Origin of the sequence: Mesorhizobium sp. M1307, assembly GCF_040318155.1 — a bacterium.
In the GTDB taxonomy this organism is placed as follows: Bacteria; Pseudomonadota; Alphaproteobacteria; order Rhizobiales; family Rhizobiaceae; genus Mesorhizobium.
This window is the reverse complement of sequence record NZ_JAMYLR010000031.1, coordinates 45,825-69,553: the sequence shown is the minus strand read 5'-3', so window position 1 is coordinate 69,553 and position 23,729 is coordinate 45,825. Positions and strand designations below refer to the sequence as shown.

Sequence of the window (23,729 nt, the reverse complement as noted above, 5' to 3'; positions counted from 1 at the left end):
CCCCCCCCCCCCCCGCCGGGCGGGGGGGGCGGGCGCCCCCCACCCACCCCCCCGCCGCGGCGGCGGGGGGGGCCCGCCCCTTGCCCCGCCCTGGCCAGGGCCCGCCGGTCTGGGTCCATGGCGACGTCGCCTCGGGCAATCTGCTCGTCGAAGATGGCAAGCTCTACGCGGTCGTCGATTTCGGTAGTTCGGCTATCGGCGATCCTGCCTGTGATCTGGTGATCGCGTGGACGGAATTTTACGGCGAGAGCCGTCAGGCGTTCCGCGACACCATTGCCCTTGACGAGCACAGCTGGGCGCGCGCACGGGGCTGGGCGTTGTGGAAGGCGCTGATCGTCGCTTCGGGACATGACGGCAACCAGCGCGAGGCGGAAAAATCGTGGCGGGTCATCGATGAGGTGCTGGCGGATCACACAAACAGTCGGAGCGGGAAGGCTAATTCAGTCTGAACGCGTCCCGCTCTGATAACGAAGGCATTACTGCCCGCCCATCTCCTTCCTGAACGTATCGAAATCGACCTGCATGCCGTTGAAGATGGTGCTCCAATGGCGGGTCAGCGCTGAAACGGCGACCGCCTCCTGGATCTCCTCGTCGGTGGCGCCGGCGCGCTTGGCGTCCTGCGTGTCCGACCAGATACAGTAGTTGCACGGGATTTGCGCCGCCACCGCCAGCGAGATCAGCGACTTGACCTTCGGCGGCAGCGCCGTCTTGTCGCTGAGCTGGATGGCCTTGACCTCGGCCCATGCACCGGGCAGACCGACTTTCGGGAACTGCATTACGAAACTCGGTACGCCGCCCATGGTCGACTGGATGTCCTTGACGGCTGCGTCATACTCATCGGCATAAGAAGGAGCTGCAGCCAGCGTCAGCACACAGGTGGCGGCGAGCAGGCAGGCACGGCGGATGGAAGAATGCGTTGATGAAAGAGTACGATAGGCAGACATGACGTTCTCCTCTGGCATTTTTTGGCCTTACGGTGTAAGGTAACGTCGAAAATGAACCTTACAGTGTAAGTTGTCAAGCGACACCATGGACACATCGATCAAAAAAAAGCGACTGCGCGGCCGGCTGTCTCGCGAGATGATCGAGGATGCGGCTTTGAAGGTGATCGAGAGCGAGGGCCTCGCCGGGTTTTCGATGCGCAAGCTGGCGGCAGAACTCGGCTGCGAAGCCATGAGCATCTATCACCACTTTCCTTCGGTGGCGCATCTCTTCGAAGCCTTGGTGGATCGGCTGATCGGCTCCCTCGAAATGCCCGACGCGGACCTCCCTTGGCGACAAAGGTTACGCATTGCCGTGCAAGATTTCCGCCGCGTCGCGCGTGAGCACCCGGCCTTTGCCACGTTCCTTGTAACCTACCGGATGAATTCGCCGACCTGTCTCACTTGGCTGAACGGCATCCTTGGCCTGTTCGAGGCCGGCGGCTTCGGACCGGAAGTGGGTGCGCGGCTGTTCCGCACCACCGGCTATTATCTGATGGGTGCCATCCTCGACGAGACTGCCGGCTATGCAAAGGGGCCTTCGGCCGTGACCACCGTCAGCGACGAGCAACTGGCGCAGGATTTTCCAAAAATAGCTGCGGCCGGGCGTTATTTCGGCACCGCCGAACTCGACCGGACGTTTGATCTCGGCCTTGACATGCTCCTGGACGAAATGGAGAACGCCCGCGACCGCGCCAGCGCGCCGAACACCGGGTCTTGACCTCATGCGCTCCCTGTTCGCCCTGATACTGCTCATCGGTACCGGCATCGGCGTCGTCTATCCCTGGGCGATGACCAATTTCTCCGGCCGTGAGATCGGCACCTGGCGGGTTTACGACCAGGGCCGGTTCAAGCCGGTGACCGTGCCCCTGAGCGCACGCGACGGGCCGCTACGCGTGCTGGTCGACCTTACGGCAAGAGCCGAGCGCATCGTCTCGCAGCAGCGCACTGTGTTGACCCTCACTGCCGCCACCGGCGGCAGGACGGTGCTCGCCTCGAAGCTGCAGTTCAATCACTCCGACAATCCGCGCCAGGTCAGCCCGCAACTGCCGGACAGGATCTTTCGCGACGAGGCCGGCCTGATCCCGACCGTTACCCCTGGTTCCTACATCTTCACCGTCGGTCCGGGCGACGCCGAAGGCATTCCGATGCGGGCCGTCGATCTCGTCCTGCGCTCGGGTGCCGGCGAGGTCGACCGCCGGGCGCGCCCGGTCGGTTTTTCCCTGATGGCGGCCGGCCTGGTCGGGCTGGTGCTGGCATTCCGTTTCGGCGGCCGCCGGCCGGAAAATCCGAACTCGCAGCCGCCACCGCCGCGCTGGGGCAGGGGCTCCAATTGAACTATCGCCATGCCTACCACGCCGGGAACTTCGCCGACGTCGTCAAGCATGTCGTGCTCAGCCGGCTGATCGAATATCTGAAGCAGAAGGACAAGGCGTTTCGGGTCATCGACACCCATGCCGGCATCGGCCGCTACGATCTGTCCTCGACCGAAGCGCAAAAGACCGGCGAATGGCAAGGCGGCATCGGCCGGCTGGTCGACGCCGCACTCGATGCGCCGGCGGCGGCACTGCTGGCGCCGTATCTTGAAGCCGTACGTTCGCTCAATCCGGAGGGCGGCGTGAAAAAATATCCGGGTTCGCCGCTGATCGCCCGGCACCTGATGCGCAAGCAGGACCGGCTGTCGGCAGTCGAACTGCACCCTAAGGATGCCGCCAGGCTGAAGGCGCTGTTCGACGGCGACTTCCAGACCCGGGTGATCGAGCTCGACGGCTGGCTGGCCCTCGGCGCGCATCTGCCGCCAAAGGAAAAGCGCGGCCTCGTGCTCATCGATCCGCCTTTCGAGGAAGAGGGCGAGTTCGGTCGCTTGGTCGACGGGCTGCAAAGAGCCCATCGGCGCTGGCCAGGAGGGATTTACGCGCTGTGGTATCCGCTCAAGGACCACAGGGCGGTCGCCGCCTTCCGCAAGGCGCTCAAGCAGACGGGCATTTCGAAGCTGCTCGACATCGGTTTTGAGATCAGGCCGGACGCCGTCGAGCCGAACCTCGACGGCTGCGGCATGGTGGTGGTCAATCCGCCCTTCACGCTGGAAGGCGAGTTACGGACGCTGCTGCCGGCGCTGCACCGGCTGCTTGCACTTGAGCAGCCGTCGCATTGGACGCTGGACTGGCTGGCGGGAGAGTAGTTTGAGCGCGGCCCTGCCGTTCCGTCAGCGCAACCATCGTCACCACAACCACGGTCGCTACAACCGCTTGACCGCGCGTCAGCGAATCCGCACAGTGCGCGCAGTCGACCTTGAGAGGCTGCCATGACTCGCTTCGCCCAATCCGCCCTTGCCGCACTGCTCGCCTTTTGCACGCCGCTGGCCGCACCTCTTGGCGTCACCCAGGCAGTCCAGGCGGCCGACCTTGCAATCTATACCGACGAGGATAGCGGCGTCTGCGGCGAGGCCTGGGTGCTGAACAAGATCACCGACCGCTTCTCCTATCAGGTGCATCACGTGCCGCATCTGCCCGACGTGCAGATCGTCGACTTCCAGCGTATCCACCAGCATCGTTATCTGCCGGCCGACGACATCTGGCCGATCGGCCGGCGTTATTGCGGCGCCACCGTCAGCCTCTCCGACGGCGGCGCTCGCACCATCTGGTACCTGATCGAGGAAGGCCAGGGTTTTGCCTCGATCGGCGACAATGTCGAATTCTGCGTCTCGGGCTTCGACCGCTGGATGGTCTACAACGGCCGCTGCCGCGTCCTGCGCTGATCGCGCACTCGCTGATTCCGACTTTTTAGCACCGGCCACCTGATCGACCGTCACCGTTTCCATGCGGCGCAGCATTCGCGGGAAGCGCGATCTGCTGTCCCGAGTTTGCGGGGAAACAGCACCACATGGATTCGCTTGTCTATTCTGTTGCTCTCGGCGCGGTCGTTGCAGGCTTCGTCCAGGGGCTTTCCGGGTTCGCTTTCAGCCTGGTTGCCATGTCGATTTGGGTTTGGACCGTGGAGCCCCAGCTTGCTGCCGCCATGGCGGTCTTTGGGGCGCTCACCGGCCAGATCATCGCTGCCGTCACCGTCCGCCGGGGTTTCGACCTCAGGCTTCTGCTGCCCTTCCTGATCGGCGGGATCATCGGGATTCCGGTCGGTGTCGCCATCCTGCCCTTGCTGGATGTGCAATTGTTCAAGCTGGTCTTCGGAGCGCTGCTGGTCGTTTGGTGTCCCTTGATGCTCTTTGCGCGTCGCCTCCCTCCCATCACGGTCGGGGGTCCTGTTGCAGACGGCGCAATAGGTCTGGTCGGCGGCATCATGGGTGGACTTGGCGGCTTCACCGGCCCGGTTCCAACGCTGTGGTGCGTGCTGCGCCAATGGGAAAAGGACAGGCAGCGTATTGTCATCCAGAATTTCAACCTTGTGACCCTCTCCATGACGATGGCCGCCTATCTTGCGGCCGGAAAGATCAAGCTCGAAATGCTGCCGATGTTTGCCGTCATCGCGCCGGCGATGTTGATACCGACACTCCTTGGCGCGAGACTCTACATCGGCGTTAGCGAGGCGACTTTTCGAAAGATCGTCCTCACACTCTTGGCCGCATCAGGTGCGGCATTGTTGGCATCGTCCTTGCCGCACCTCATAAGCCGGGTTTGAACGACACACAGAAATCCCGACTTCCGCCGTGCCATGCGCTATCGACCGATGCGGCCTGCTCCCGATAGGTAGGCGCAGATCAGTTCGACGAGTTGCTTTTGCAGCTCCGGCGCGGCGAGCATGTTCCGGCGTGCCGCGTTGTGGATCACACCTTCGATCGCTGACGATAGCACGCGCGCCACGGTCTCCATGTCGGCGCCTTTCCTTGGCTTGCGATAAGTGGCGACAGCAGTCGCATAGTGATTGAGGTATTGTGCCTGGAACGAAGCATGGGCGGCCCTGGAGCTGCGATCGCCCGGCGCCTCGTCGAGCAGCACCTGATGTAGTGTCGGGTGAATGCTGTGCGCGGCGATCATGCCGCGCACCAGCTCCTGCACGAATTTCCTGAGCGGCTTTTGGTCTTCCGCCGAATCGCGAATGACCGACAGCACATGATCGAAGTGACGGCGCCGGACGGCAGCGAGCAGGGAAAGCTTGTCGGGAAAGTACTGGTAGAGCGTGCCGATGCTTACACCTGCTGTCTCGGCAACCTTGTTGGTGGTGAAGCCGGCCCAGCCCAGCCCGCTCAGAACATGAGCCGCCGCCTCGATGATCGCCTCGACGGTTGCCCTCGAACGCGCCTGGCGCGGCTGTTTGCGCATGCGCGGATGCGGTTTTGCAATGCGAGTAGACACGTTCGCCCATTCTCCTGAAAATATAAACAACATACTCGCATTTCCGGAAAAAAGGACACCGACCATGAATGCGCTCGCTCTGCTTCGCAGCCTGTTTGCCTATCAGGCCTGGGCCAATGACGAACTGCTGGAAAAGCTGGCGAGTCTCGACCCGCATGTTCACGGCAAGGAACGGCAGGCCGTGATACGGCTCGTCGATCACAGCCATGTGGTGTCGCGGATATTCTCGGCGCACCTTGTTGACGCAAGCCATGGCTACTCCGCCGACACCACCGAGGACACGCCGGCGTTCGACGAACTTCGCGCCGCGGTCGCAGCGACCGATCGCTGGTATCTCGATTATCTCGAAACCGTTTCGTCGCGGCAGCTGTCCGAGCCCGTCGCATTCGTGTTCACCGACGGGGATAAGGCATTGATGTCGCGACAGGAAATGCTGACCCACGTCGTACTGCACGGCGGCTATCATCGCGGTGAAGCGGGGCGCATCCTGGCGCAGATTTCGGTCATGCCGCCATGGGATACCTTCGCCGTCCATCTCCACAGGGCCGAGCCTTCGCGCCGGCTGCAGATGAGCCATGAGCCGCTCGGCGCCTGAACGGCCGAGCGCTTTCGATCGCGGTCGGCTCGACCGGATCTATCGAGCGATATCCTGTCCTTCAGAAATGCGAGCTGTCCGCTTACTTTCATCGCGTCGTGCAAGATAGTGCAGCGGCGTGCTCGTCGCGTTGCTTCCTACTTACCTGTAGTTTATCGTTTCGGACAAGACGAGGCGGGCGACCGCCTTCGCTCTTGACAATGTTCGCGCCGAGCGTCGGACGTTGAAGCGCAAAGCTGGTCGAAAAGGTCCTGAGCTTGACGAGAAGACCGGTCGAGATAGAGCGACCAGAATTTCTGCCGCAGAACTTCGCTGCGGGACACAAAGATTCGCAGCCGGTTTTTGCGCGGGTAAAATGGTCGCGCGCTCGCCGTAACCGAAACTTAAGCTACAAAAATCATTCTAATGCTTCGCTGGCTAGCAAGCCGCGAGTCAGATATGCAATGCGCGCCGGGTCAATAACGGCCGTCGGCACAACGGAAGGGGCATGATATGGCTAAGCAGTCATCCAAAGCGCCGGCATCCAAGGCACCGGCAAAGTCACCGGCAAAGAAAGCACCGGCAAAAGCAGCCGCGGCAAAGGCCGCAACTGCTGTGAAGAAAGCAGCACCCGCTGCCAAAGCGAAGGCCGCTGCGCCTAAGGCAAAAGCAGCGCCGGCCAAAAAGCCGGCCGCTAAGGCCGCGGCAAAACCAGCCGTGAAGAAAGCAGCACCTGCCAAGGCAAAAGCAGCACCGGCCAAGGCCAAGGCTGCACCGGCAAAGAAGGCGGCACCGGCCAAGAAGCCGGCTGCAAAGGCCGTGGCGAAGCCCGCTGCGAAGAAGGCAGCACCGGCAAAGGCCGCCGCTGCGAAATCTTCTGCGGCAGTGAAGAAAGCAGCGCCCGCGGCCAAGCCGAAGGCAGCGCCCGCAAAGGCGAAGGCCAAGAAGTAGTCGCGGTCCTGCTGTCGCAGGGGACAGTACTCAAGACAGCCAGGGCGGGATGCCGGACAGGCGCCTCGCTTCTTGGTTGACAGTCGGGCAGGACCAGAAAGGGGCGGGAGGAAGACGTCTTTTCGCAGCTCCCAGGACTTCGCCATGCGGCGAAGTCCGGTGGGATTTTCGTGGCTGCCAAAACCAACCTTCGGTGCAAGGCCGAGTTGGTAGTTGCTCGGATCTGGATTGTCCGACCTGCTCGCGTCTGCCGCCGCACCTCCGGCTCATCGCATCCGAACGCGAGACTATGGCTGCACGCTGGCGGCGCGGTTTTCCGCCTCTGGCCGTTGATGAACCCTGCATGATCGGTCAACAGGGCCACGCACGAGCCCCTGTCGGAATCGATTTTCGGTGAGGGTTATGCGCGAACTCACAATGCTACCGCGTCCTTTTGCGCGTCCAACGGGGCATATGGAGCTGTAGCCGGCAAACAGGAATCGACAATGCCCAGACTGCTCTACGCGTCTACTTCCCCCTACAGTTCCAAGGTGCGCATGGCAGCACTTTATGCCGGCATTGCGGTCGACCTCGTGCCGATAAAGACCGAGGAAAGGCCGGCCGAACTGATCGGCGCCAATCCGCTCGGCAAGATCCCGGTGCTGGTGCTCGATGACGGCCGCTCGGTCCACGACAGCCGCGCCATCACCCAGCATCTCAACCGGATGTCGAAGAACGCATTGTTTCCGCGCAATCCCGACAAGCGCCTTGAGGCGGAGGTGCTGGAGGCATTGGCCGACGGCATCTGCGACTGCGCGCTGTCGATGGTCTACGAGCGGCGCACACGGCCGGAAGAGATGGTCTACCAGCCTTGGCTTGAGCGCCAGTGGACGAAGATTTCGGACGCGCTCGATCTGCTCAACGCGAACCCGCCGAAGCTGCCGAAGAAAATCACCCTCGGCCAGATCGCATTGCGCGCCTGCCTCGGCTATCTCTCGCTGCGCTTCGCTGGAAAATGGGAAAAGGGCCGCGGCCGGCTGACGCGCTGGGCGGCACGCTTCGACGAGAAATTCCCGGAGCTGAAGTCCGCCATCCCGGCTTGAGGACAAGCGGTCTCAACCGATGCCAATAAAAAAAGCCGGGCGCGAGGCCCGGCTTTTTCGTGTCGTGGCTTGGACGACTTAGAACTTCATACCGACGCCGAAGGTGACGCGATTGTCGGTCGACTTGACCTTGCCGATACCGTCGAAGTCCTTCCTGCCGAAGTCCGTGTAACGATACTCGACACGGCCGAACACATTGTCGGTGATCTTGATGTCGGTACCCACGCCGGCTGTCCAGCCAAACTGCGTGTTGGTGTCGCTTACGCCGGCAGCTTCAATCTTCTGGTTCTTCAGCGCGCCACCGGCGGTGCCGTAGAGCAGGATATCCGGGGTGACAGCGTAGCCGAGGCGGGCACGCAGCGAGCCCTCGAAGCCACCCTTGGCCTCGATGCCGGCATCGTCGCCCTTGACGCCGTTGTAGCCGATATCGGCTTCGGCACCGTAGACGAAGTTCTCCTGCTGCCAGTTATAGCCGCCGAAGACGCCGCCGACAAAACCCTTGGTGTCGACGTCGACGCCAATGTCTTTGGCTTTGGCATGGCCAGCGAAGCCGTAGCCGACGCTCACACCGGCATAGGGACCGGCCCAGGATGCGACCGGAAGTTCTGCGATCGGGGCAGGTGCCGGCGGCTCTTCCTGAACCACGTCCGCGGCATAGGCGGTTCCGCCGAGGGCGAACAGCCCAAACGCCACCGCGAGCGGTCGCGCAAATTTAAGATTGGCTTGCATTGTTCTTTACTCCTTAAGCCACAGGACACAGGCTTGTTTTTTCATGAGCGCCCTCAACCCGTCCGGGGGGTGAAACGGATCCGGCGTTCAACGGTTCCAAATGTCGTGTCGAAATGCGGCTGAAGCGAACCTGAACTTGGGTCATTACCCGGCACGAATGAGGCAGAACCTTGACGTTGCATCTTCGCAACAGCGAATGTCAGCAGGTTCGCCGTGCTGCACTGCACACGGCTTGGTGTAAGGGCTCCAGCGCCCTATATTGCGGGCGGGCTGGCCCGAATTCCGGTCGAGCCAGAACGCCCACCGGCCACTTTGCCACAATCCTGCCCCAGGTGGAAATGGGATTTAACGCTTGGCGGGCCATAATTTGCCGGCGCGATCCCGGCAGGTCGGAATCGGCATCGGATTAAGGATTGACAGATGGGCAAGGTCGCCGCGACGGCACTGGTGACGGGCGGGGCGAAGCGGATCGGCAGGGCGATCGTCGAGGACCTTGCCGCGCATGGTTTTGCCGTCGCCATTCATTGCAATCGCTCGCTGGCCGAGGCGGAGGAACTGGCGGCCCAGATCACCAGTGGTCATTTTGGTCGACATGGCCGGGCCGCAGTGGTTGCTGCCGACCTGACCGACATGGACGCGGTCAGCAACCTTGTCGGCCGCGCTGCGGCGGCACTCGGGCCGGTGTCGCTGCTGGTCAACAACGCCTCGCTGTTCGAGCACGACAGCGTTGAGGATTTCGACTGGCCGGCCTGGGATCGCCATTTCGCCATGCATGTCAAGGCGCCGGCGCTGTTGGCACAGACTTTCGCTCGGGCCTTGCCGCAGAACAGTGAGGGGCTGATCGTCAACATGATCGATCAGCGCGTCTGGCGACCGACGCCGCGTTATTTCTCCTATGCGCTGTCGAAGTCGACCTTGTGGGCGGCGACCGAGATGATGGCGCAGGCGCTGGGTCCCCGCATCCGTGTCAACGCCATTGGTCCTGGCCCGACCTTGAAGAACACGCGCCAGCACGACAGCGATTTCGATGCCCAGATTGCCGGGCTGATCCTGAAACGCGGCCCGGAATTGCCGGAATTCGGTGCCACTATCCGTTATCTCTGGGCGGCACGCTCGGTCACCGGCCAGATGATCGCGCTTGACGGCGGCCAGCATCTTGCATGGCAGACGCCCGATGTGACAGGCATGACGGAATGAGCCCCATGGACCAGAAACAAAAAACGCGCGGTGGCGCCGACGACCTGCCGCCCGAAATCGACCTCGAGGACGAGGCGGCCGAGCAAGTCGTCGAGCCTGCAGCCAGCGGTCCGGACGTTACCTTCACCGCCATCGACTGGACCCCGCATGCCGGCGACGCCGACGGCATGGTCGGCGCCGAGGTGATCCAGACGCTGGTAAAGCGGCTGCCCAATGCGCCCGGCGTCTACCGCATGATGAATGCCGCCGGCGACGTGCTCTATGTCGGCAAGGCACGCAGCCTGAAGAAGCGGGTCACCAGCTACGCGCAAGGCCGGTTCCACACCAGCCGTATCGGCCGCATGGTGCGCGAGACATCGACCATGGAGTTCGTCGTCACCCGCACCGAGATCGAAGCGCTGCTGCTTGAAGCCAACCTCATCAAGCGCTTGCGGCCACGCTTCAACGTGCTGATGCGCGACGACAAGTCGTTCCCCTATATCCTGTTGACCGGCGACCATGTCTCGCCCGGTATTTACAAGCACCGCGGCGCGCGCTCGCGCAAGGGCGACTATTTCGGCCCCTTCGCCTCGGCCGGCGCAGTTGGCCGTACCATCAACTCGCTGCAGCGCGCCTTCCTGCTCAGGAGCTGCACCGACTCCTTCTACGAGAACCGCACCCGGCCTTGCCTTTTGTTCCAGATCAAGCGCTGCGCCGGCCCGTGCACCGGCGAAATCTCGCACGGCGACTATGCAAGGCTTGTCGCCGAGGCGAAGGATTTTCTCTCCGGCCGCAGCCAGAAGGTGAAGACGGAGATCTCCGCCGCCATGCAGCAGGCTTCGGAGAACCTCGATTTCGAACGCGCCGCCATCTATCGTGATCGGCTGGCGGCGCTGTCGCATGTGCAGAGCCATCAAGGCATCAATCCGCAGACCGTCGACGAGGCCGATGTCTTCGCCATCCATCAGGAGGGCGGCCAGGTCTGCATCCAGGTGTTCTTCTTCCGCACCGGCCAGAACTGGGGCAACCGCGCCTATTTTCCCAAGGCCGATCCGGCGCTCGAAGCCGGCGAGGTGCTGGGATCGTTCCTGGCGCAGTTCTACGACGACAAGCCGACGCCGCGCACCATCCTGTTGTCGCATGGCGTCGAGGACCAGGAATTGCTGGCGGAGGCCCTCTCCACCCGCGCCGGCCGCAAGGTGTCGATCTCCGTGCCGCAGCGCCGCGAGAAGAAGGACCTGACCGACAACGCGCTGCAGAACGCGCGCGAGGCGCTCGGCCGGCGGCTCGCCGAAACCTCGACCCAGGCGCGGCTGCTCACTGGCTTTGCCGAGACCTTCGGCCTGGAAAAACCGCCGGTGCGCATCGAGGTCTATGACAACTCGCACATCATGGGCACCAACGCCGTCGGCGCCATGGTCGTCGCTGGGCCGGAAGGTTTTGTGAAGAACCAGTATCGAAAGTTCAACATCCGCTCGACCGAGATCACGCCGGGCGACGATTTCGGCATGATGCGCGAGGTGATGCAGCGGCGCTTTTCGCGGCTGTTGAAGGAACATGGTGACGCCCCGCAAACCGAGGGCGCGGACGAGGCGAGCCCTACCGAACCGGGCGACGATATCGAGGACGCGGGCGGCTTCCCCGCCTGGCCCGACGTCATCCTCATCGACGGCGGCCAGGGCCAGATGACGGCGGTGCGCAAGATTCTCGCCGATCTCGGCATCGAGGACCGCGTCGTGGCCATCGGCATCGCCAAGGGTCAGGACCGCGATGCCGGCCGCGAACGCTTCTTCGTCAAGGGCAAGGCCCCATTCTCGCTGCCCGTTCGCGATCCGGTGCTCTATTTCGTCCAGCGGCTGCGCGACGAAGTCCATCGCTTCGCCATCGGTTCGCACCGCGCCCGCCGCAAGAAGGAGATGGTCAAGAGCCCGCTCGACGAGATCAGCGGCATCGGCCCCGGCCGCAAGCGCGCGCTGCTGATGCATTTCGGTACGGCCAAGGCGGTCAGCCGTGCCGCCGTCGAGGACCTGGTCAAGGTCGACGGCATTTCGGAGCAGGTGGCGAAATTGGTCTACAATCATTTTCACGAGAGCTAAGACCTATTGCCGATATTTCGGCTGGCTAATCGATTCTGGCCTGTTGACCCCCCACATTCGCTTCTGATTTGACTAAGCAGGCAGAAAGAGTTCCCAAAACATGTCCCAGCGCGCATTCAACCTGCCCAACATGCTCACTTACGCCCGCATCCTGGCGGTGCCGCTGGTGGTGCTGTGCTTCTTCCTGGAAGGGCATCTGAAATCGAGCGACTTCGCCCGCTGGTCGGCGCTCATCATTTTCCTGCTCGCCTCGATCACCGATTACTTCGACGGCTATCTGGCGCGCGCCTGGCAGCAGACCTCCAACATCGGCAAGATGCTCGACCCGATCGCCGACAAGCTGCTGGTCGCCACTTGCCTGCTGCTGCTTGCCGCCGACACCGACCGCCATGCCGGCATCGCCGGCTGGTCGCTATGGGCGGCGATCATCATCCTGTGCCGCGAGATCCTGGTCTCGGGCCTGCGCGAATATCTGGCGGCCTTGAAGGTCTCGGTGCCGGTGACGCAGCTCGCCAAATGGAAGACCACCATCCAGATGATCGCCATCGCCTTCCTGCTTGCAGGTCCCGCCGGCGACAAGATCTTCCCGCTGACCACCCAGACCGGGCTGGTGCTGCTGTGGATCGCAGCCCTGGTGACGCTCTACACCGGCTACGACTATTTCCGCGCCGGCCTCAAGCACATCATGGATGAATAAAATGTCGACGAAGCTCATCTATTTCGCCTGGGTGCGCGAGCGGATCGGCAGACCGGAGGAAGAGGTCGAACTGCCGGCCGGCATCGAAACGGTCGCCGACCTGTTGCGCTGGCTGAAATCGCGCGGCGAGGAGTACGAGAACGCGCTGCAATATCCTGACGTGATCCGCGTCGCCATCAACCAGGAACATGTCGAGCACCGCGAGAAGATCGCCGGCGCGCGCGAGATCGCGCTGTTCCCGCCGATGACCGGTGGCTGAACCATGTCCGCGGTGGTGCCGGTCGTGCGCATGCAGGCGGAGGATTTCGACGTCGCCGCCGAGATCGCCAGGCTGACCAGCGGTCGCAACGATATCGGCGCTGTGGTGACCTTCTCCGGCCTTTGCCGCGACGAGCAAGGCAGGCTCTCGGCGCTCGAGCTCGAACATTATCCCGGCATGGCGGAAGCCGAGATATCCCGCATCGCCGGCGAGGCAATCGATCGCTGGCCGCTGCAGGGGCTCACCGCGATCCATCGCCACGGCAAGATCGCGCCCGGCGAAAACATCGTGCTGGTAGTGGCGGCTTCCGCCCACCGGCAAGCGGCGTTCGAGGCCGCGAATTTCCTGATGGACTATTTGAAATCACGCGCGCCGTTCTGGAAAAAGGAACACCATAGCGACGGTTCCGAGGGCGGCTGGGTCGATGCCAAGGAGGCCGACGACAAGGCGGCGGGCCGCTGGAGGCAGCCGCCGTCCAAATAAATCCCTGCGACAGCCATCCCATACCCGGCCGGCCATTCATTGACCGCAATCCTGCGAGACCCTTGGCCGGAAGGGGAGCAGGATCATGCTGGACAGGATCGCCGAGTTCTTCATCTTCGGACTGGTGCCGCTGGCCGTCGGCATCCTGGCCGTTCCGGATCATTCCGCGGCTGCCGAAAAGACCCTCAAGGGCGAGGTGATGTATCGCGAGCGCATCGCGCTGCCGCCCAATGCCGTGCTTTCCGTGCAGCTTGCCGACGTGTCGCTGGCCGACGCGCCGGCCGCAATCATCGGTGAGCGCAAGGTGGTGCCGGCCGGCCAGGTGCCGATCAAGTTCGAGATCAGCTTCGATCCGCGGGTGATCCGGCCTGATATGACCTACGCGCTGCAGGCGCGCATCACTGTCGACGACCGGCTGCTATTCGTCACCGATACGCGCCATCAGGTCGACCCGCTCAGCGACGCGCCACAGACCATCATGCTGAAAATGGCGGCGCCGAGCGATGCGCCGGCGGCAGCCTCGGTGTTCGGCCAAAGCTGGCTGGTCGAATATATCGACGGTGTCGGCGTGATTGCCGAGCCGCGGGCGACATTCCGGATCAGCGAAGCCGGCAAGGCCGGCGGCAGCGGCCCTTGCAACGTCTATTTTGCCACTGCCAAGGTAGACGGCTCGACGATCGCCATCAGCGACATCGGCTCGACCTTCAAGGCCTGCGCGCCTCAGGTCATGGTCGAGGAAAAGGCGCTGTTCGAGGCGCTGGCCAAGGCGGCATCCTACCACGTCGACGCCGGCAAGCTTGTCATCATTGACAGCGGCGGCCGCGACATTCTGCGCTTCAACGCCGCGAGCTAGCGCATCACCCAAGCCGATTACTCTCTGCGGCAGCTGCATGCCGATCACGTTGTGTTTCAGCGGGAATAGGCCGGGCAGAGGGCGCGTTAGTTCCACATGAAATGGCGGGTAAGGCAAACGGGACGTTTGTCCCTTCGTTGAAGCCGCCAGAATGGCTGCGGCTCGTTCTGGCCTTAACTCAAAGGAGTCCAGACATGAAAACGCACACGCTTATCCTTGCCGCCACCGGTGCATCGCTCCTTGCCTTTACCGGCCTTGCCAAGGCGGACGACCATCTCGTCAATGCTCTTGACCACGGTCTCAAAGCGGACAGCCAACCGTTCCAGACCAACAAGGCCGGCCATAGCGGCGATCTCGCACCGGGGCAGGGCAGCCCGTTTTCAGGTGAAGAGACCAAGACCCCGTCCACCGACACGGAAGCGGCGAACGAACATGCGAACGTGAAGGAACGCCAGGCGAAATAGACCGGCAGAACCCGCCGCTAGGGGGCGGCGGGCGACATGTATCGGGCGACGATGCCGCATTTCATGCGATATTTCTCAATTCGTCGCGAGTTTGAATACCGCGCCATAGTGATAGGGCGGCACATCAACCAGCTCGGCGAGCTTGAACCCGCTCGCTTCCACCGACGCGGTGGTCTGTTCGGGTGACAGCCTCAGCTCGGTCTTTGGCCCGCGCGGCTCGCCCAGGACCGTGGTCTGCTCGCGCGGATACTGGTGCCAGTTGACGATGGCAAAACGACCGGCAGGGCCAAGCGTCGCGCGCACGGCGCGGGCAAGCCGCGGCCGATCCGGAACGCCGTGGAAAGCGTTGGCGATAAAGACGAAGTCGACGGTTTGAGGCACCAGCCTGGCAAGTTCATAGGCGTCGCCCGCCAAAAACTCGCAATTGCTCGCGCCTCCTTCGGCCAGCCGCAGCCTGGCGACTTCGAGCAGATCGGCATCAATGTCGATAGCGATCACATGACGGGCGACCCTGGCGATTGGCAGCGTGAACCAGCCGTCGCCGCAGCAGAGATCGACCACGTCCGTGCCGGGCTTCATGCCGACTGCCGCCAGGACACTGGCAGGCTCGGGCCACAGCGCTTCCCACCAGCCGCTGGTTGGCATTTCGGTGCCTTGGAAGAAACCGGGAATGGTGCTGGTCATGGCCTTGTCGGCTCCATTGTCGGGACCGCGTTTGATCCGCCCCTCCGAGCTTAACGCACCCGTGACCCGTCGAGGAGCCTGAAGCTGAAAATGTCCGCTACTGCATGTCGCGCAAAAGTGTGCAGCGGTTTTGCGATAATGACATGCATCAAGACAAGAAACTTGAAGCGCGTCGCAGGAAGCCGGTCGAACGCGACGCGCTTTAGCAAAAAAGGCCGGCGTTGCGCCGGCCTCTTCGATGGGGTTCGGGATGCCGGCTCAGCCGACGATCTCGGTGTCCGAGAACCAGTATTTGATCTCCTGCGCAGCGGTTTCCGGCGCATCGGAACCGTGCACGGAGTTCTCGCCGATCGACAGTGAGTGCAGCTTGCGGATGGTGCCTTCGGCGGCGCTTGCCGGATTGGTGGCGCCCATCACTTCGCGGTTCTTGGCAATGGCGTGCTCGCCTTCCAGTACCTGCACGACTGTCGGGCCCGACGACATGGATTCGACCAGCTCGCCGAAGAACGGACGCTCCTTGTGGACGGCATAGAAACCTTCCGCCTCGCGGCGGCTCATCCACACCCGGCGCGAAGCGACGACGCGCAGACCGGCATCTTCCAGCATCTTGGTGATAGCGCCGGTGAGATTGCGGCGGGTCGCGTCCGGCTTGATCATGGAAAAGGTGCGTTCGAGCGCCATGGGATCGTCCTTGTGATGGAGAGTGGAATTGAGGGTGGCGGGCTCTATACAAGCCGCCCGCCGCCTTGCCAAGGGGAGGCCGGCCCGGCGCGCATTCTGCGCTGGGGCGGCGGACTTTCAAGTCGAACCATGCCGCCGCTCCATCTTTTTGCCGAGCATCGGATTTTCCGACAACCGGTACCCACTTTGGGTCCGATCGACTGGCCGCCCTATAGCGCGTCGTCGCAAGCCTGAGACTACGCCGTCATAACTGCATCTCGATCGTCAGGTTGGCCGTGTCGCCAGCCCCGAGGCCTTCGCGAACCCGCACCGCGGTCTTGATCGGCAAGAGCAGGCTGCCGGATTTCTTGTCGGGAAACAGCGATGTCCGCCATCTGGTCTGGCCGACGACGGCTTCCACGCCAAGCGAGCCCCAGGGCCTTGCCATCCCCACCATCGCCGTCTTGATCCGGGCTCCAACCTCCGGCGGCAGCGTCACGAAATGCCAGCCGCCCTTGCCCGGATAGACCCAGATCTCGGCCTGCATGTCGTAGCGAAACATTCTATGCCCTTCCTCAGGTCAAGCCCGTCACGACTGGCTTTGCCATGGTGTCTTGCTGGCAATGCTGACGATCGGCGAAACCATCCATGACATTCACAGCCCTGCAGGGAGGAGTCATTCTTCCCCGCGCCATTCCACTACCGCCTTGTCACGATAGACGGCCGCCGCGTTTCCCAGCCTTCCCGTTCCAGTTCCGGCACGCTGTGGTTCTCGCTGGGGTAGCCGATGCAGAAGTAACCGATCAGCGTCCACTCCGGCGCCACGTCCAGGATGGTCGCCATCTCGGCCGGATCGAGGATCGAGACCCAGCCCATACCTATTCCTTCGGCGCGCGCCGCCAGCCACATCGTGTGGACCGCCATGACAGCGGAATAGTCTATGGTGGCTGGCATGGTCATGCGGCCGAGCCCATGCCCTTGCTCGGTTGCGCGGTCGGCGAAAACCGCAAGTTGGCAGGGCGCCTCATTCAAGCCGGCAAGCTTCAGGCGCGAATACAGGGCGGCGCGTTCACCGCAAAAGCTTTGGAGTGCCTCCGCGTTGCAGCGCTCGAAGCAGGCCCTGACGGCGGCGCGGCATGCCTCGCTCTCGGCGACGACGAAGCGCCAGGGCTGGCTCAGCCCGACGGACGGTGCGGCGCTGGCAAGCTCCAGTAGCCGCTCCAGCGCTCCATCGGGGAGCGGCGTCGACTTGAACCGCCTGACGTCGCGCCGCCACAGGAAAAGGTTGGCGAGCGCAGCGCGAAAATCGGCCGGGAACTCTGGGTTTGCGGTCATGGCGCGCTGCCTTTGTTGTGATTGCCCGGTTCGCCGGATGTTCGTCTTGTTTGCTTCGATCCAGGCGCTGATGAGGCGCTTCGAGCGACACTTCGTCTACCCGCATTGTCGCATTTCGCCGGCTGGCAACTTTCAGCTAAGGCCGGACGACGTCCCTGCCGGCAACGCCGTTGGACCTCGATCGGCAAAACAAAACCCGCCTCGGCAGGCCGGGCGGGCGTCGGTGCGAATCATCACCATATCGGGATTAATAGCATAGCTGCCGGCACAAAGCAAGAACAAAATGTGCCGCCGCCGATGAAAACTGCCGATTTCAACTCTCGAGGCGGGAGATCGCTGCCGCCACGACGTTACGGCCGAGGCCGCCATGCAGATCGAGGCATCGTTCGAACCATTGCGCCACGATGTCGCCGTCGTCGAGCAGCCGGTAGGGCGTGGCGATTCGCGCCCATTGCAGCGCGCCGAAAACGATGTAGTCGGCAAATAGCGGCGACCGGCCGCCGATGAAGGGCTGATAGCCAAGCATCGAGCGCAGCGGCTCCAGCGAGGCGCGGAAGCCGGCGAGCCCGGCGTCGCGGGTGGCGTAAACCGCCTCCAGGCGCTTGCCGAAGCGCTGCTCGCGGTTCTGCCGGAAGTAGGCGGCGTTCGCCTCGTCCTGCATGGCATGTAGGTCCAGTATCGCCGCGGAAGTGACGTAGGGATGGATGGTCAGCTGCGACCAGCGTTCGATGAAGCGCGCCGTCGCCTTGCCGCCGTCGCCGGAAAACAATGTCGGCCGCTCGGGATAGGCCTCCTCGAGATAGAGCGCGATGGCGAAGGAATCGGCGACCACCGTCTCGCCGTCGCGGATCAGCGGAACGAGCTTCGAGACGCCGCCTTCCACCTTCGGCACTTCGAGGAAACGGGTCGGCACGCTGGTGATGTCGAGCCCTTTGTGGGCCAGCGCCATCGCCGCCTTCCAGCAATGTGGGCTGAATGGCGGGCGGCGTCGCGTCCGACAAGGTCATAGAGCAGAATGGTCATTGGCGGCAGCGTCCTTGCAGTCTAACTATGGCCGAAACAGACCCGCGCAGGGGGTCTCGCAGGTCGAGAGAAGAATGAAACAGCATTTCAGGATGTTTGCGGCCTACAATCAATGGGCCAACGGCCGCATCTACGATGCCGCCGCCGATCTCGACGAGGAAGAGTTCGACCGCAATATCGGCGTCTTCTTCGGTTCAATGATGGGAACGCTCAACCACCTCCTGGCAGCCGACCGTATCTGGATGAAACGCTTCACCGGTGAGGGCGACGCGCCGGCAAGGCTCGACACGGTCCTGCACCGCGCCTTGCCAGGCTTGCGGCTGGCGCGCGAGGCCGAGGACAAACGGATCATCGACTGGGTCGACGGCCTGAGCGACAAGGCGCTGTCGGGCCGCTTCTCCTACATGACCGTCTCGGATATGCGCACCGTCTCGCAGCGGCTGGCGCCGGCGCTCGACCACTTCTTCAACCACCAGACCCACCACCGCGGCCAGGCGCATGCGATCCTGACCATTCTGGGCAAACCAAGCCTCGGACTGGACCTGACGATGTTCCAGCGCAGCGAGGAGGGCAGGGCCTTCGCCTGAACCTGGGGCGGCTGGTGAAGCGGACGGTGGATAGAGGACGATCTGCCGAGATTGCAAAACGCGCCAAAACATTTTATGGAGCGCACGGTCGTGAGGGCGGCCGCTTCAGCAGCATTCAGCAGCAACAGCGAGAATTGGCACGCATGCCCAATGAACCCTTGCGCCTCGTGGCGTTCTTCGCCGTGGTCCTGGCGCTCCTCAACTCCGGTTATTATTTCCACCAGGGCGACATCGTGGCGACCATCTATTTCATGATCGGCGCCATTCTTGTGACCGCGGTCACCCGGATGAGCATCAGAAGGCAGCTGATTTAGGACCGATCTCCTTATCTGGCCGCCATCTCGACGGCTGGTTCGCTTCGACTGCGATCGAATTGAAAGCAAAGTCTTAGGACTTCGTTTGCGCTGTTGCTTCAAGGTAGCCGGCTGAAGCAGGAGCAAAAGCATGCAGATCGATTTGTCCCCGACGAGCTGGGGCAGGGTCGTGGCGGTTACCGTCGCGGGCACGGCGGTCTGCATTGCAGCCGCGTTCTTCGTCGATTCCTTCAATTTCCCGTATTTGTCGCCGGAAGCGCTGTGGCGGGCGCAGCTCACAGACCTGCTGCTGCCGCTTGTCCTGGCCAGCTCGTTCTTCTTCTTCCTCATGTGGAAAATGCGCCAGCTGGCGATCGCGCAGAAGGTACTGGCCGTCGTCGCGGCGACCGACAGCCTGACGGCGGTATTCAACCGGGGTGCATTTTCCATGCTCGTCGAGGCCTATCTCGAACAGGCCCGCAGCCATTCCGTCGTAAATGCCGGAGCCTTGCTGATCGTCGATGCCGACCATTTCAAATCCGTCAATGACCGCCTCGGCCACGACTGCGGAGACCAGGCGCTCAAGCTGATCGCCAGGACAATCCAGGGCCAGCTACGCGGCGCCGACATCGTCGGCCGGATCGGCGGCGAGGAATTTGCGGTTTTCCTTCCCGGCGCGGATCCTTCGCAGTCCTGGCTGGTGGCGGAGACAATTCGCCGGCGCGTCCGTGAGGCGGAGTTCACGCCTGGCGGCCGGCCCTGTCCTCTCACGGTCAGCATCGGCGGCGTCGCCTTCAGCGGGCCGACCACCTACGCCGAGATGTTCGTGGTGGCGGACAAGCACCTTTACAAGGCCAAATCGAACGGCCGCGATCAGGTCAGTTTCGAAACTGCGGCAGCGGGCGACCCGCCCGGCGGCGGCCCGATGACGGTCCATTGATGGTCGTTTCTGTCAGGCGGCGTAGCCGCCGAGGCCCCGGGCGACCGGCTTGACCGAGACTGCCGGCTGGGCGGCCGGCCAGAGGATGCCTGCCGTCACGGCGAAGGTGATCAGGGCGTCGCGTGCCGCTTCGGCCGAGATATCGCCGGCACGTGCCGCCTCGCAGGCCTTTACCGCGGCGCCATAGCTCAGCCGGCGGCGCGAAGGCGGGAACTCGGTCAGGAATTCGTGCATCTCGGAGAACGAAGCGATCGTACGCTTGTAGCCGGCGCCAACAGTTAGGGCGACCGGGGTGGAAAACGTCCTGTCGTGCATTCTGGCCTCTCGAATGGGCGGAGGTCACGGCGGACGCCGTTCTCCGGTCTGGGGGTCGGGCAGAAACGCGGATCACGGCGCGAGGTTCCATGTTGCCGGGATTGTTTTTTTCGCCGGCTCTGGGAGCGGTCGCCGGGCGAGCAGCGCCGACGTCGAGGCGGGTGCCTATTTCCACATGCCGCGCATGCGGGCGCCGAGGTCGACACGCACCTGCGGCTGGCGGCGCGGATCGTCTCTGGCCTGGACGCTGGCCCATGCCACCTGCTCGAAGGCGCCGAGGATAGAGCGCGGGATGAAGCGCGTGCGCGAGGCATAGACATGGCGGTCGCCGCGCGCCGCCTGGCCGTGGACGAAAAAGCGATGCGGCATGACCAGGTGCAGGCTGTCCTTGGCCCGCGTCATCGCCACGTAGAGCAGCCGCCGCTCCTCGTCGACGTCCTCCTTGCTGCCGACGCCGAGATCGATCGGGATGCAGCCGTCGACGGTGTTGAGCACGAAGACGTTCTTCCACTCCTGGCCCTTGGCCGAATGGATCGTCGACAGGATCAGATAATCCTCGTCGCGGTGTGGCGGGCCGGCTTCGTCGCTGGTCGCGTCCGGCGGATCGAGTGTCAGCTCGGTGAGGAAGCGCTCTCGCGACGCATAGCCGGAAGCGATCTGCTCGAGCTGCAGGAGATCGGCCCGGCGCGTCGTTGCATCCTCGTGGATACGTTCCAGATGCGGCTCGTACCAGAGCCTGACCTGTTCGATGTCGGCCGGCCATTTTTGCGCGCCGGCACGCAGGCCGCTATAGAGCGCGACAAAGCCCGGCCAGTCGTCGGCGGCACGCTGCGGCGGCCGATAGCGGGCAAGCCCCATCGTCTCGTCAAGCGAATTTGCCATGGTCTCGACGATCGCATTGGCGGCCGAAGGGCCGATGCCCGGCAGAAGTTGCAGCACGCGAAAGCCGGCGACGCGGTCGCGCGGGTTTTCGGCAAAGCGCAGTACGGCCAGCAAGTCCTTGACGTGAGCTGCATCGAGAAATTTCAGCCCGCCGAACTTGACGAAGGGGATGTTGCGGCGCGTCAGCTCGATCTCCAGCGGGCCGCTATGGTGCGAGGCGCGAAACAGCACCGCCTGTGCTTTGAGAACGGTTCCGGCTTCGCGTTCGGTCAGTATCGCCTGGCAGACGTAGCTCGCCTGCTCGGTCTCGTCGCGCACGCTCACCAGCTTCGGCTTTTCCGCCGATTTGCGCTCGGTCCAGAGATTTTTGGTGAAACGTTCTGAAGCTTCGCCGATCACCGCATTGGCCGCCGCCAGGATGGTCTCGGTCGAGCGGTAGTTGCGCTCCAGCATGACGACCTCGGCCGGCTGCGCGAACTGCTTCGGAAAATCCAGGATATTGCGCACTTCCGCGGCGCGGAACGAAAAGATCGACTGCGCGTCGTCGCCGACCACCGTCAGCCCCGATCCGTCGGGCTTGAGGGCCGTCAGGATCGAGGCCTGCAGCCGGTTGGTGTCCTGGTATTCATCGACCAGCACATGGTCGAAACGCGCACCCAGATGCGCGGCGATTTCCGGCTCGCCGGCCATCTGCGCCCAGTAGAGCAGCAGGTCGTCGTAATCGAGCACATTCTGCGCCTGCTTGGCCTCGACATATCGTGCGAATAATTGCTTCAGCTGTTCGGCCCAGCCGGCGCACCACGGGAACACCGAACCCAGCACCTCGCCGAGCGCCGCCTGTGCGTTGACGGCGCGCGAATAGATCGCAAGGCAGGTGCCCTTGGTCGGGAAGCGGGCTTCAGTCTTCGAAAACCCAAGCTCGTGGCGGGCGAGGTTCATCAGGTCGGCGGAATCCTCGCGATCGTGGATGGTGAAGGCCGGATCGAGACCGATCTCCAGCGCATAATCGCGCAGCAGCCTGGCGCCGATGCCGTGGAACGTGCCGGCCCAGCTCAGCGCATCGGTGATCACCGAGGCATCGCGCCCCAGCACCTCGCCGGCGATGCGCTCGACCCGCTTGGCCATTTCCGCTGCGGCACGGCGCGAAAATGTCATCAAAAGGATGCGGCGCGGGTCGGCACCCCTGACGATCAGATGCGCGACCCGGTGCGCCAGCGTGTTGGTCTTGCCGGAGCCGGCGCCGGCAATGACCAGCAACGGTCCGGCGATCTTGCCGTCGCCATGTTCGACGGCAAGCCGCTGCTCGGCGTTGAGCTTCGCCAGATAGGCCGGCTGGAAGGACGAATCACGGGCGGCGAGGTTCATCGCCCATCAAGCATCGTTTCTGCTTTGTTCGCAACGGTTTGCGGAGCCGGAATAGGGCTCGTGAACGAAGAAGCCTTGCGGGCAGGCCTGTCGACTAACGCTCCGGCTCGACGCCCATCCTTGCCGATTGCCGCCGCAGCGCCTCGCGATCGTCCTGTGGTGGCGGCAGCAGCAGCGGATCGAAATCGTCGGGCACCTCGTCGATCACTTTCTTGGCGACGCGATAGGCGACATAGACGATTGCCCCGGCGATGAGCAGACGGATCATGCCTTCCTCCATTGATTGTGCAGCAACCGGAGACGCGGCATTTTGTTCCCAGGCCCCTTGGCGAATGCAGGAACGACACGGGCCGCGCAACCAAATCGCCGACGCCTCGTTGTCGGGCGAGAGGAGACTGCGATGAAAAAGCGCTCAATCCTGCTGCTTATGGCAGCTCTGACCGTTGCGGGTTGCGACAACAAAATCCAGCCGACCAAGGCCCCTGGCGACACGGTCGATCAGAACCCGCAGGTCGACAAGAATCCGGTGCCGAAGTCGACGACCGGCGGGGATCAGCCCGGCACGCCGCCGAAACAATGACCGCCTCAAATGGCGTCGGCGCCGGTCAAGGAAGGTGGCCGGCGCCGCTTGGGAGGAAGCTGATGGCGCCGGCCAGGCGGAGATCAAGCCCGCCGCACATCCAAGGATAGCCGAGTCTTTCCGCAGCGTCATGGTCGATAGCGTACAGACGGCACGCCCCTGTGGACAAACCTGCCGGCCACAGCAGCGTTTGTTCATCACATAGTTCGTTCTTCCCATGGAACAAACCAGGCTGCTGCGTGTTTGGAGGTCGATCGGACGCTCCCAAGGCCGCCGTTCACGAAAGGGCCCGCTCTCCTTGTCCCCCCTCAGGATAGCGGGTTCTTTTTGCGTTTTGCGGGAAGTCGCGGCGCGCGGGGTCGACATCACCAGCTTTGTCGGTTTTCGCGGCTTATGCGGCGAACCGGGCTC

The 23,729-nt window shown here is 63.2% G+C and carries 29 protein-coding genes and 2 pseudogenes; 19 read left to right on the top strand and 12 right to left on the bottom strand.

The window, feature by feature from the left end; all coding sequences use genetic code 11:
• Positions 1-95 precede the first annotated feature (95 nt).
• Positions 96-449: pseudogene (locus NKH16_RS25705) on the top strand (phosphotransferase); the annotation flags it as partial.
• A 27-nt stretch (positions 450-476) separates the two neighbouring features.
• On the opposite strand, the gene NKH16_RS25700 reads toward NKH16_RS25705, so the two are convergent.
• The gene (locus NKH16_RS25700; protein ID WP_352452942.1) at positions 477-944 is read right to left on the bottom strand and encodes a carboxymuconolactone decarboxylase family protein; all 468 of its coding nucleotides are present in this window, start codon (positions 942-944) and stop codon (positions 477-479) included.
• 85 nt (positions 945-1,029) lie between these two features.
• On the opposite strand from NKH16_RS25700, the gene NKH16_RS25695 reads away from it, so the two are divergent.
• The 5 genes from NKH16_RS25695 (at position 1,030) to NKH16_RS25675 (ending at position 4,616) form a co-directional block, all read left to right on the top strand.
• A complete protein-coding gene (locus NKH16_RS25695; RefSeq protein WP_352747386.1) occupies positions 1,030-1,701 on the top strand; it encodes a TetR/AcrR family transcriptional regulator in 672 nt (223 codons plus the stop codon).
• A 4-nt stretch (positions 1,702-1,705) separates the two neighbouring features.
• A complete protein-coding gene (locus NKH16_RS25690; RefSeq protein WP_352747385.1) occupies positions 1,706-2,317 on the top strand; it encodes a hypothetical protein in 612 nt (203 codons plus the stop codon).
• On the top strand, positions 2,314-3,162 hold the full coding sequence (locus NKH16_RS25685) for a 23S rRNA (adenine(2030)-N(6))-methyltransferase RlmJ (RefSeq protein ID WP_352747382.1): 849 nt from the start codon (positions 2,314-2,316) through the stop codon (positions 3,160-3,162). The genes NKH16_RS25690 and NKH16_RS25685 overlap by 4 nt, the downstream gene beginning before the upstream one ends.
• 123 nt (positions 3,163-3,285) lie before the next feature.
• Positions 3,286-3,738: a hypothetical protein gene (locus NKH16_RS25680; protein WP_352747380.1), complete on the top strand. Its 453-nt coding sequence runs from the start codon at positions 3,286-3,288 to the stop codon at positions 3,736-3,738.
• 125 nt (positions 3,739-3,863) lie between these two features.
• The gene (locus NKH16_RS25675) at positions 3,864-4,616 is read left to right on the top strand and encodes a sulfite exporter TauE/SafE family protein (RefSeq protein WP_352747379.1); all 753 of its coding nucleotides are present in this window, start codon (positions 3,864-3,866) and stop codon (positions 4,614-4,616) included.
• 38 nt (positions 4,617-4,654) lie between these two features.
• On the opposite strand, the gene NKH16_RS25670 is transcribed toward NKH16_RS25675, so the two are convergent.
• Positions 4,655-5,290, bottom strand: coding sequence for a TetR/AcrR family transcriptional regulator (locus tag NKH16_RS25670; protein ID WP_502894986.1), 636 nt, complete (start codon positions 5,288-5,290; stop codon positions 4,655-4,657).
• A gap of 64 nt (positions 5,291-5,354) precedes the next feature.
• On the opposite strand from NKH16_RS25670, the gene NKH16_RS25665 reads away from it, so the two are divergent.
• Entirely contained in the window at positions 5,355-5,885 is a 531-nt protein-coding gene (locus NKH16_RS25665) for a DinB family protein (protein WP_352747376.1), read from the top strand.
• A 455-nt stretch (positions 5,886-6,340) separates the two neighbouring features.
• Here the strand turns inward: NKH16_RS25665 and NKH16_RS25660 are convergent, their stop codons facing one another.
• Positions 6,341-6,961 (bottom strand): hypothetical protein, encoded by a 621-nt coding sequence (locus NKH16_RS25660; protein ID WP_352747374.1) that lies wholly within the window; start codon positions 6,959-6,961, stop codon positions 6,341-6,343.
• Between the two features lie 339 nt (positions 6,962-7,300).
• Here NKH16_RS25660 and NKH16_RS25655 point away from each other — a divergent pair, with 339 nt between their 5' ends.
• Complete coding sequence (locus NKH16_RS25655; protein ID WP_352747372.1) at positions 7,301-7,897, top strand: glutathione S-transferase family protein; 597 nt, start codon at positions 7,301-7,303, stop codon at positions 7,895-7,897.
• A 78-nt stretch (positions 7,898-7,975) separates the two neighbouring features.
• On the opposite strand, the gene NKH16_RS25650 is transcribed toward NKH16_RS25655, so the two are convergent.
• Complete coding sequence (locus NKH16_RS25650) at positions 7,976-8,626, bottom strand: outer membrane protein (RefSeq protein ID WP_292662341.1); 651 nt, start codon at positions 8,624-8,626, stop codon at positions 7,976-7,978.
• A 420-nt stretch (positions 8,627-9,046) separates the two neighbouring features.
• Here NKH16_RS25650 and NKH16_RS25645 point away from each other — a divergent pair, with 420 nt between their 5' ends.
• The 7 genes from NKH16_RS25645 (at position 9,047) to NKH16_RS25615 (ending at position 14,654) form a co-directional block, all read left to right on the top strand.
• Positions 9,047-9,823, top strand: coding sequence for an SDR family oxidoreductase (locus NKH16_RS25645; RefSeq protein ID WP_352747369.1), 777 nt, complete (start codon positions 9,047-9,049; stop codon positions 9,821-9,823).
• A complete protein-coding gene (gene uvrC, locus NKH16_RS25640; RefSeq protein WP_352747368.1) occupies positions 9,820-11,898 on the top strand; it encodes an excinuclease ABC subunit UvrC in 2,079 nt (692 codons plus the stop codon). Before NKH16_RS25645 ends, uvrC begins: the two co-directional genes overlap by 4 nt.
• Positions 11,899-11,998: 100 nt before the next feature.
• The gene (gene pgsA / locus NKH16_RS25635; RefSeq protein ID WP_023719790.1) at positions 11,999-12,595 is read left to right on the top strand and encodes a CDP-diacylglycerol--glycerol-3-phosphate 3-phosphatidyltransferase; all 597 of its coding nucleotides are present in this window, start codon (positions 11,999-12,001) and stop codon (positions 12,593-12,595) included.
• 1 nt (position 12,596) lies between these two features.
• Positions 12,597-12,854, top strand: a complete 258-nt coding sequence (gene moaD / locus NKH16_RS25630) for a molybdopterin converting factor subunit 1 (protein ID WP_023677674.1) — start codon at positions 12,597-12,599, stop codon at positions 12,852-12,854.
• 3 nt (positions 12,855-12,857) lie between these two features.
• Positions 12,858-13,337 (top strand): molybdenum cofactor biosynthesis protein MoaE, encoded by a 480-nt coding sequence (locus NKH16_RS25625; RefSeq protein WP_352902509.1) that lies wholly within the window; start codon positions 12,858-12,860, stop codon positions 13,335-13,337.
• An 85-nt stretch (positions 13,338-13,422) separates the two neighbouring features.
• Complete coding sequence (locus tag NKH16_RS25620; RefSeq protein WP_352747362.1) at positions 13,423-14,190, top strand: YbaY family lipoprotein; 768 nt, start codon at positions 13,423-13,425, stop codon at positions 14,188-14,190.
• 194 nt (positions 14,191-14,384) lie between these two features.
• Complete coding sequence (locus NKH16_RS25615; protein WP_254820285.1) at positions 14,385-14,654, top strand: hypothetical protein; 270 nt, start codon at positions 14,385-14,387, stop codon at positions 14,652-14,654.
• Positions 14,655-14,729: 75 nt separating this feature from the next.
• Here the strand turns inward: NKH16_RS25615 and NKH16_RS25610 are convergent, their stop codons facing one another.
• The 5 genes and pseudogenes from NKH16_RS25610 to NKH16_RS25590 all read right to left on the bottom strand — a co-directional run bounded on the left by NKH16_RS25610 (position 14,730) and on the right by NKH16_RS25590 (position 18,356).
• On the bottom strand, positions 14,730-15,338 hold the full coding sequence (locus NKH16_RS25610) for a class I SAM-dependent methyltransferase (RefSeq protein WP_352452956.1): 609 nt from the start codon (positions 15,336-15,338) through the stop codon (positions 14,730-14,732).
• A gap of 258 nt (positions 15,339-15,596) precedes the next feature.
• The gene (gene ndk, locus NKH16_RS25605; RefSeq protein ID WP_352747360.1) at positions 15,597-16,019 is read right to left on the bottom strand and encodes a nucleoside-diphosphate kinase; all 423 of its coding nucleotides are present in this window, start codon (positions 16,017-16,019) and stop codon (positions 15,597-15,599) included.
• Positions 16,020-16,263: 244 nt separating this feature from the next.
• Positions 16,264-16,560 carry a DUF1905 domain-containing protein gene (locus tag NKH16_RS25600; RefSeq protein WP_352747357.1) on the bottom strand — a complete coding sequence of 99 codons (297 nt, stop codon included), beginning with the start codon at positions 16,558-16,560 and terminating at the stop codon, positions 16,264-16,266.
• Positions 16,561-16,697: 137 nt separating this feature from the next.
• Positions 16,698-17,333 (bottom strand): 5,6-dimethylbenzimidazole synthase, encoded by a 636-nt coding sequence (gene bluB, locus NKH16_RS25595; RefSeq protein WP_352747354.1) that lies wholly within the window; start codon positions 17,331-17,333, stop codon positions 16,698-16,700.
• A 313-nt stretch (positions 17,334-17,646) separates the two neighbouring features.
• Positions 17,647-18,356: pseudogene (locus NKH16_RS25590) on the bottom strand (glutathione S-transferase family protein).
• A 74-nt stretch (positions 18,357-18,430) separates the two neighbouring features.
• Between NKH16_RS25590 and NKH16_RS25585 the strand changes: the two are divergent.
• The 3 genes from NKH16_RS25585 (at position 18,431) to NKH16_RS25575 (ending at position 20,176) form a co-directional block, all read left to right on the top strand.
• Complete coding sequence (locus NKH16_RS25585) at positions 18,431-18,943, top strand: DinB family protein (protein ID WP_352747351.1); 513 nt, start codon at positions 18,431-18,433, stop codon at positions 18,941-18,943.
• A gap of 14 nt (positions 18,944-18,957) precedes the next feature.
• Positions 18,958-19,257, top strand: coding sequence for a hypothetical protein (locus tag NKH16_RS25580; protein ID WP_156937369.1), 300 nt, complete (start codon positions 18,958-18,960; stop codon positions 19,255-19,257).
• Between the two features lie 130 nt (positions 19,258-19,387).
• The gene (locus NKH16_RS25575) at positions 19,388-20,176 is read left to right on the top strand and encodes a GGDEF domain-containing protein (protein WP_352452963.1); all 789 of its coding nucleotides are present in this window, start codon (positions 19,388-19,390) and stop codon (positions 20,174-20,176) included.
• 12 nt (positions 20,177-20,188) lie between these two features.
• On the opposite strand, the gene NKH16_RS25570 is transcribed toward NKH16_RS25575, so the two are convergent.
• From NKH16_RS25570 to NKH16_RS25560, 3 genes are all read right to left on the bottom strand, one after another.
• Positions 20,189-20,491 carry a DUF982 domain-containing protein gene (locus NKH16_RS25570; RefSeq protein WP_023677662.1) on the bottom strand — a complete coding sequence of 101 codons (303 nt, stop codon included), beginning with the start codon at positions 20,489-20,491 and terminating at the stop codon, positions 20,189-20,191.
• Positions 20,492-20,656: 165 nt separating this feature from the next.
• Positions 20,657-22,738: an ATP-dependent helicase gene (locus NKH16_RS25565; protein ID WP_352747348.1), complete on the bottom strand. Its 2,082-nt coding sequence runs from the start codon at positions 22,736-22,738 to the stop codon at positions 20,657-20,659.
• A 94-nt stretch (positions 22,739-22,832) separates the two neighbouring features.
• Positions 22,833-23,006: a hypothetical protein gene (locus tag NKH16_RS25560; RefSeq protein ID WP_023677660.1), complete on the bottom strand. Its 174-nt coding sequence runs from the start codon at positions 23,004-23,006 to the stop codon at positions 22,833-22,835.
• A gap of 132 nt (positions 23,007-23,138) precedes the next feature.
• Here NKH16_RS25560 and NKH16_RS25555 point away from each other — a divergent pair, with 132 nt between their 5' ends.
• Positions 23,139-23,318 (top strand): hypothetical protein, encoded by a 180-nt coding sequence (locus NKH16_RS25555; RefSeq protein ID WP_352902503.1) that lies wholly within the window; start codon positions 23,139-23,141, stop codon positions 23,316-23,318.
• Positions 23,319-23,729: the final 411 nt, after the last annotated feature.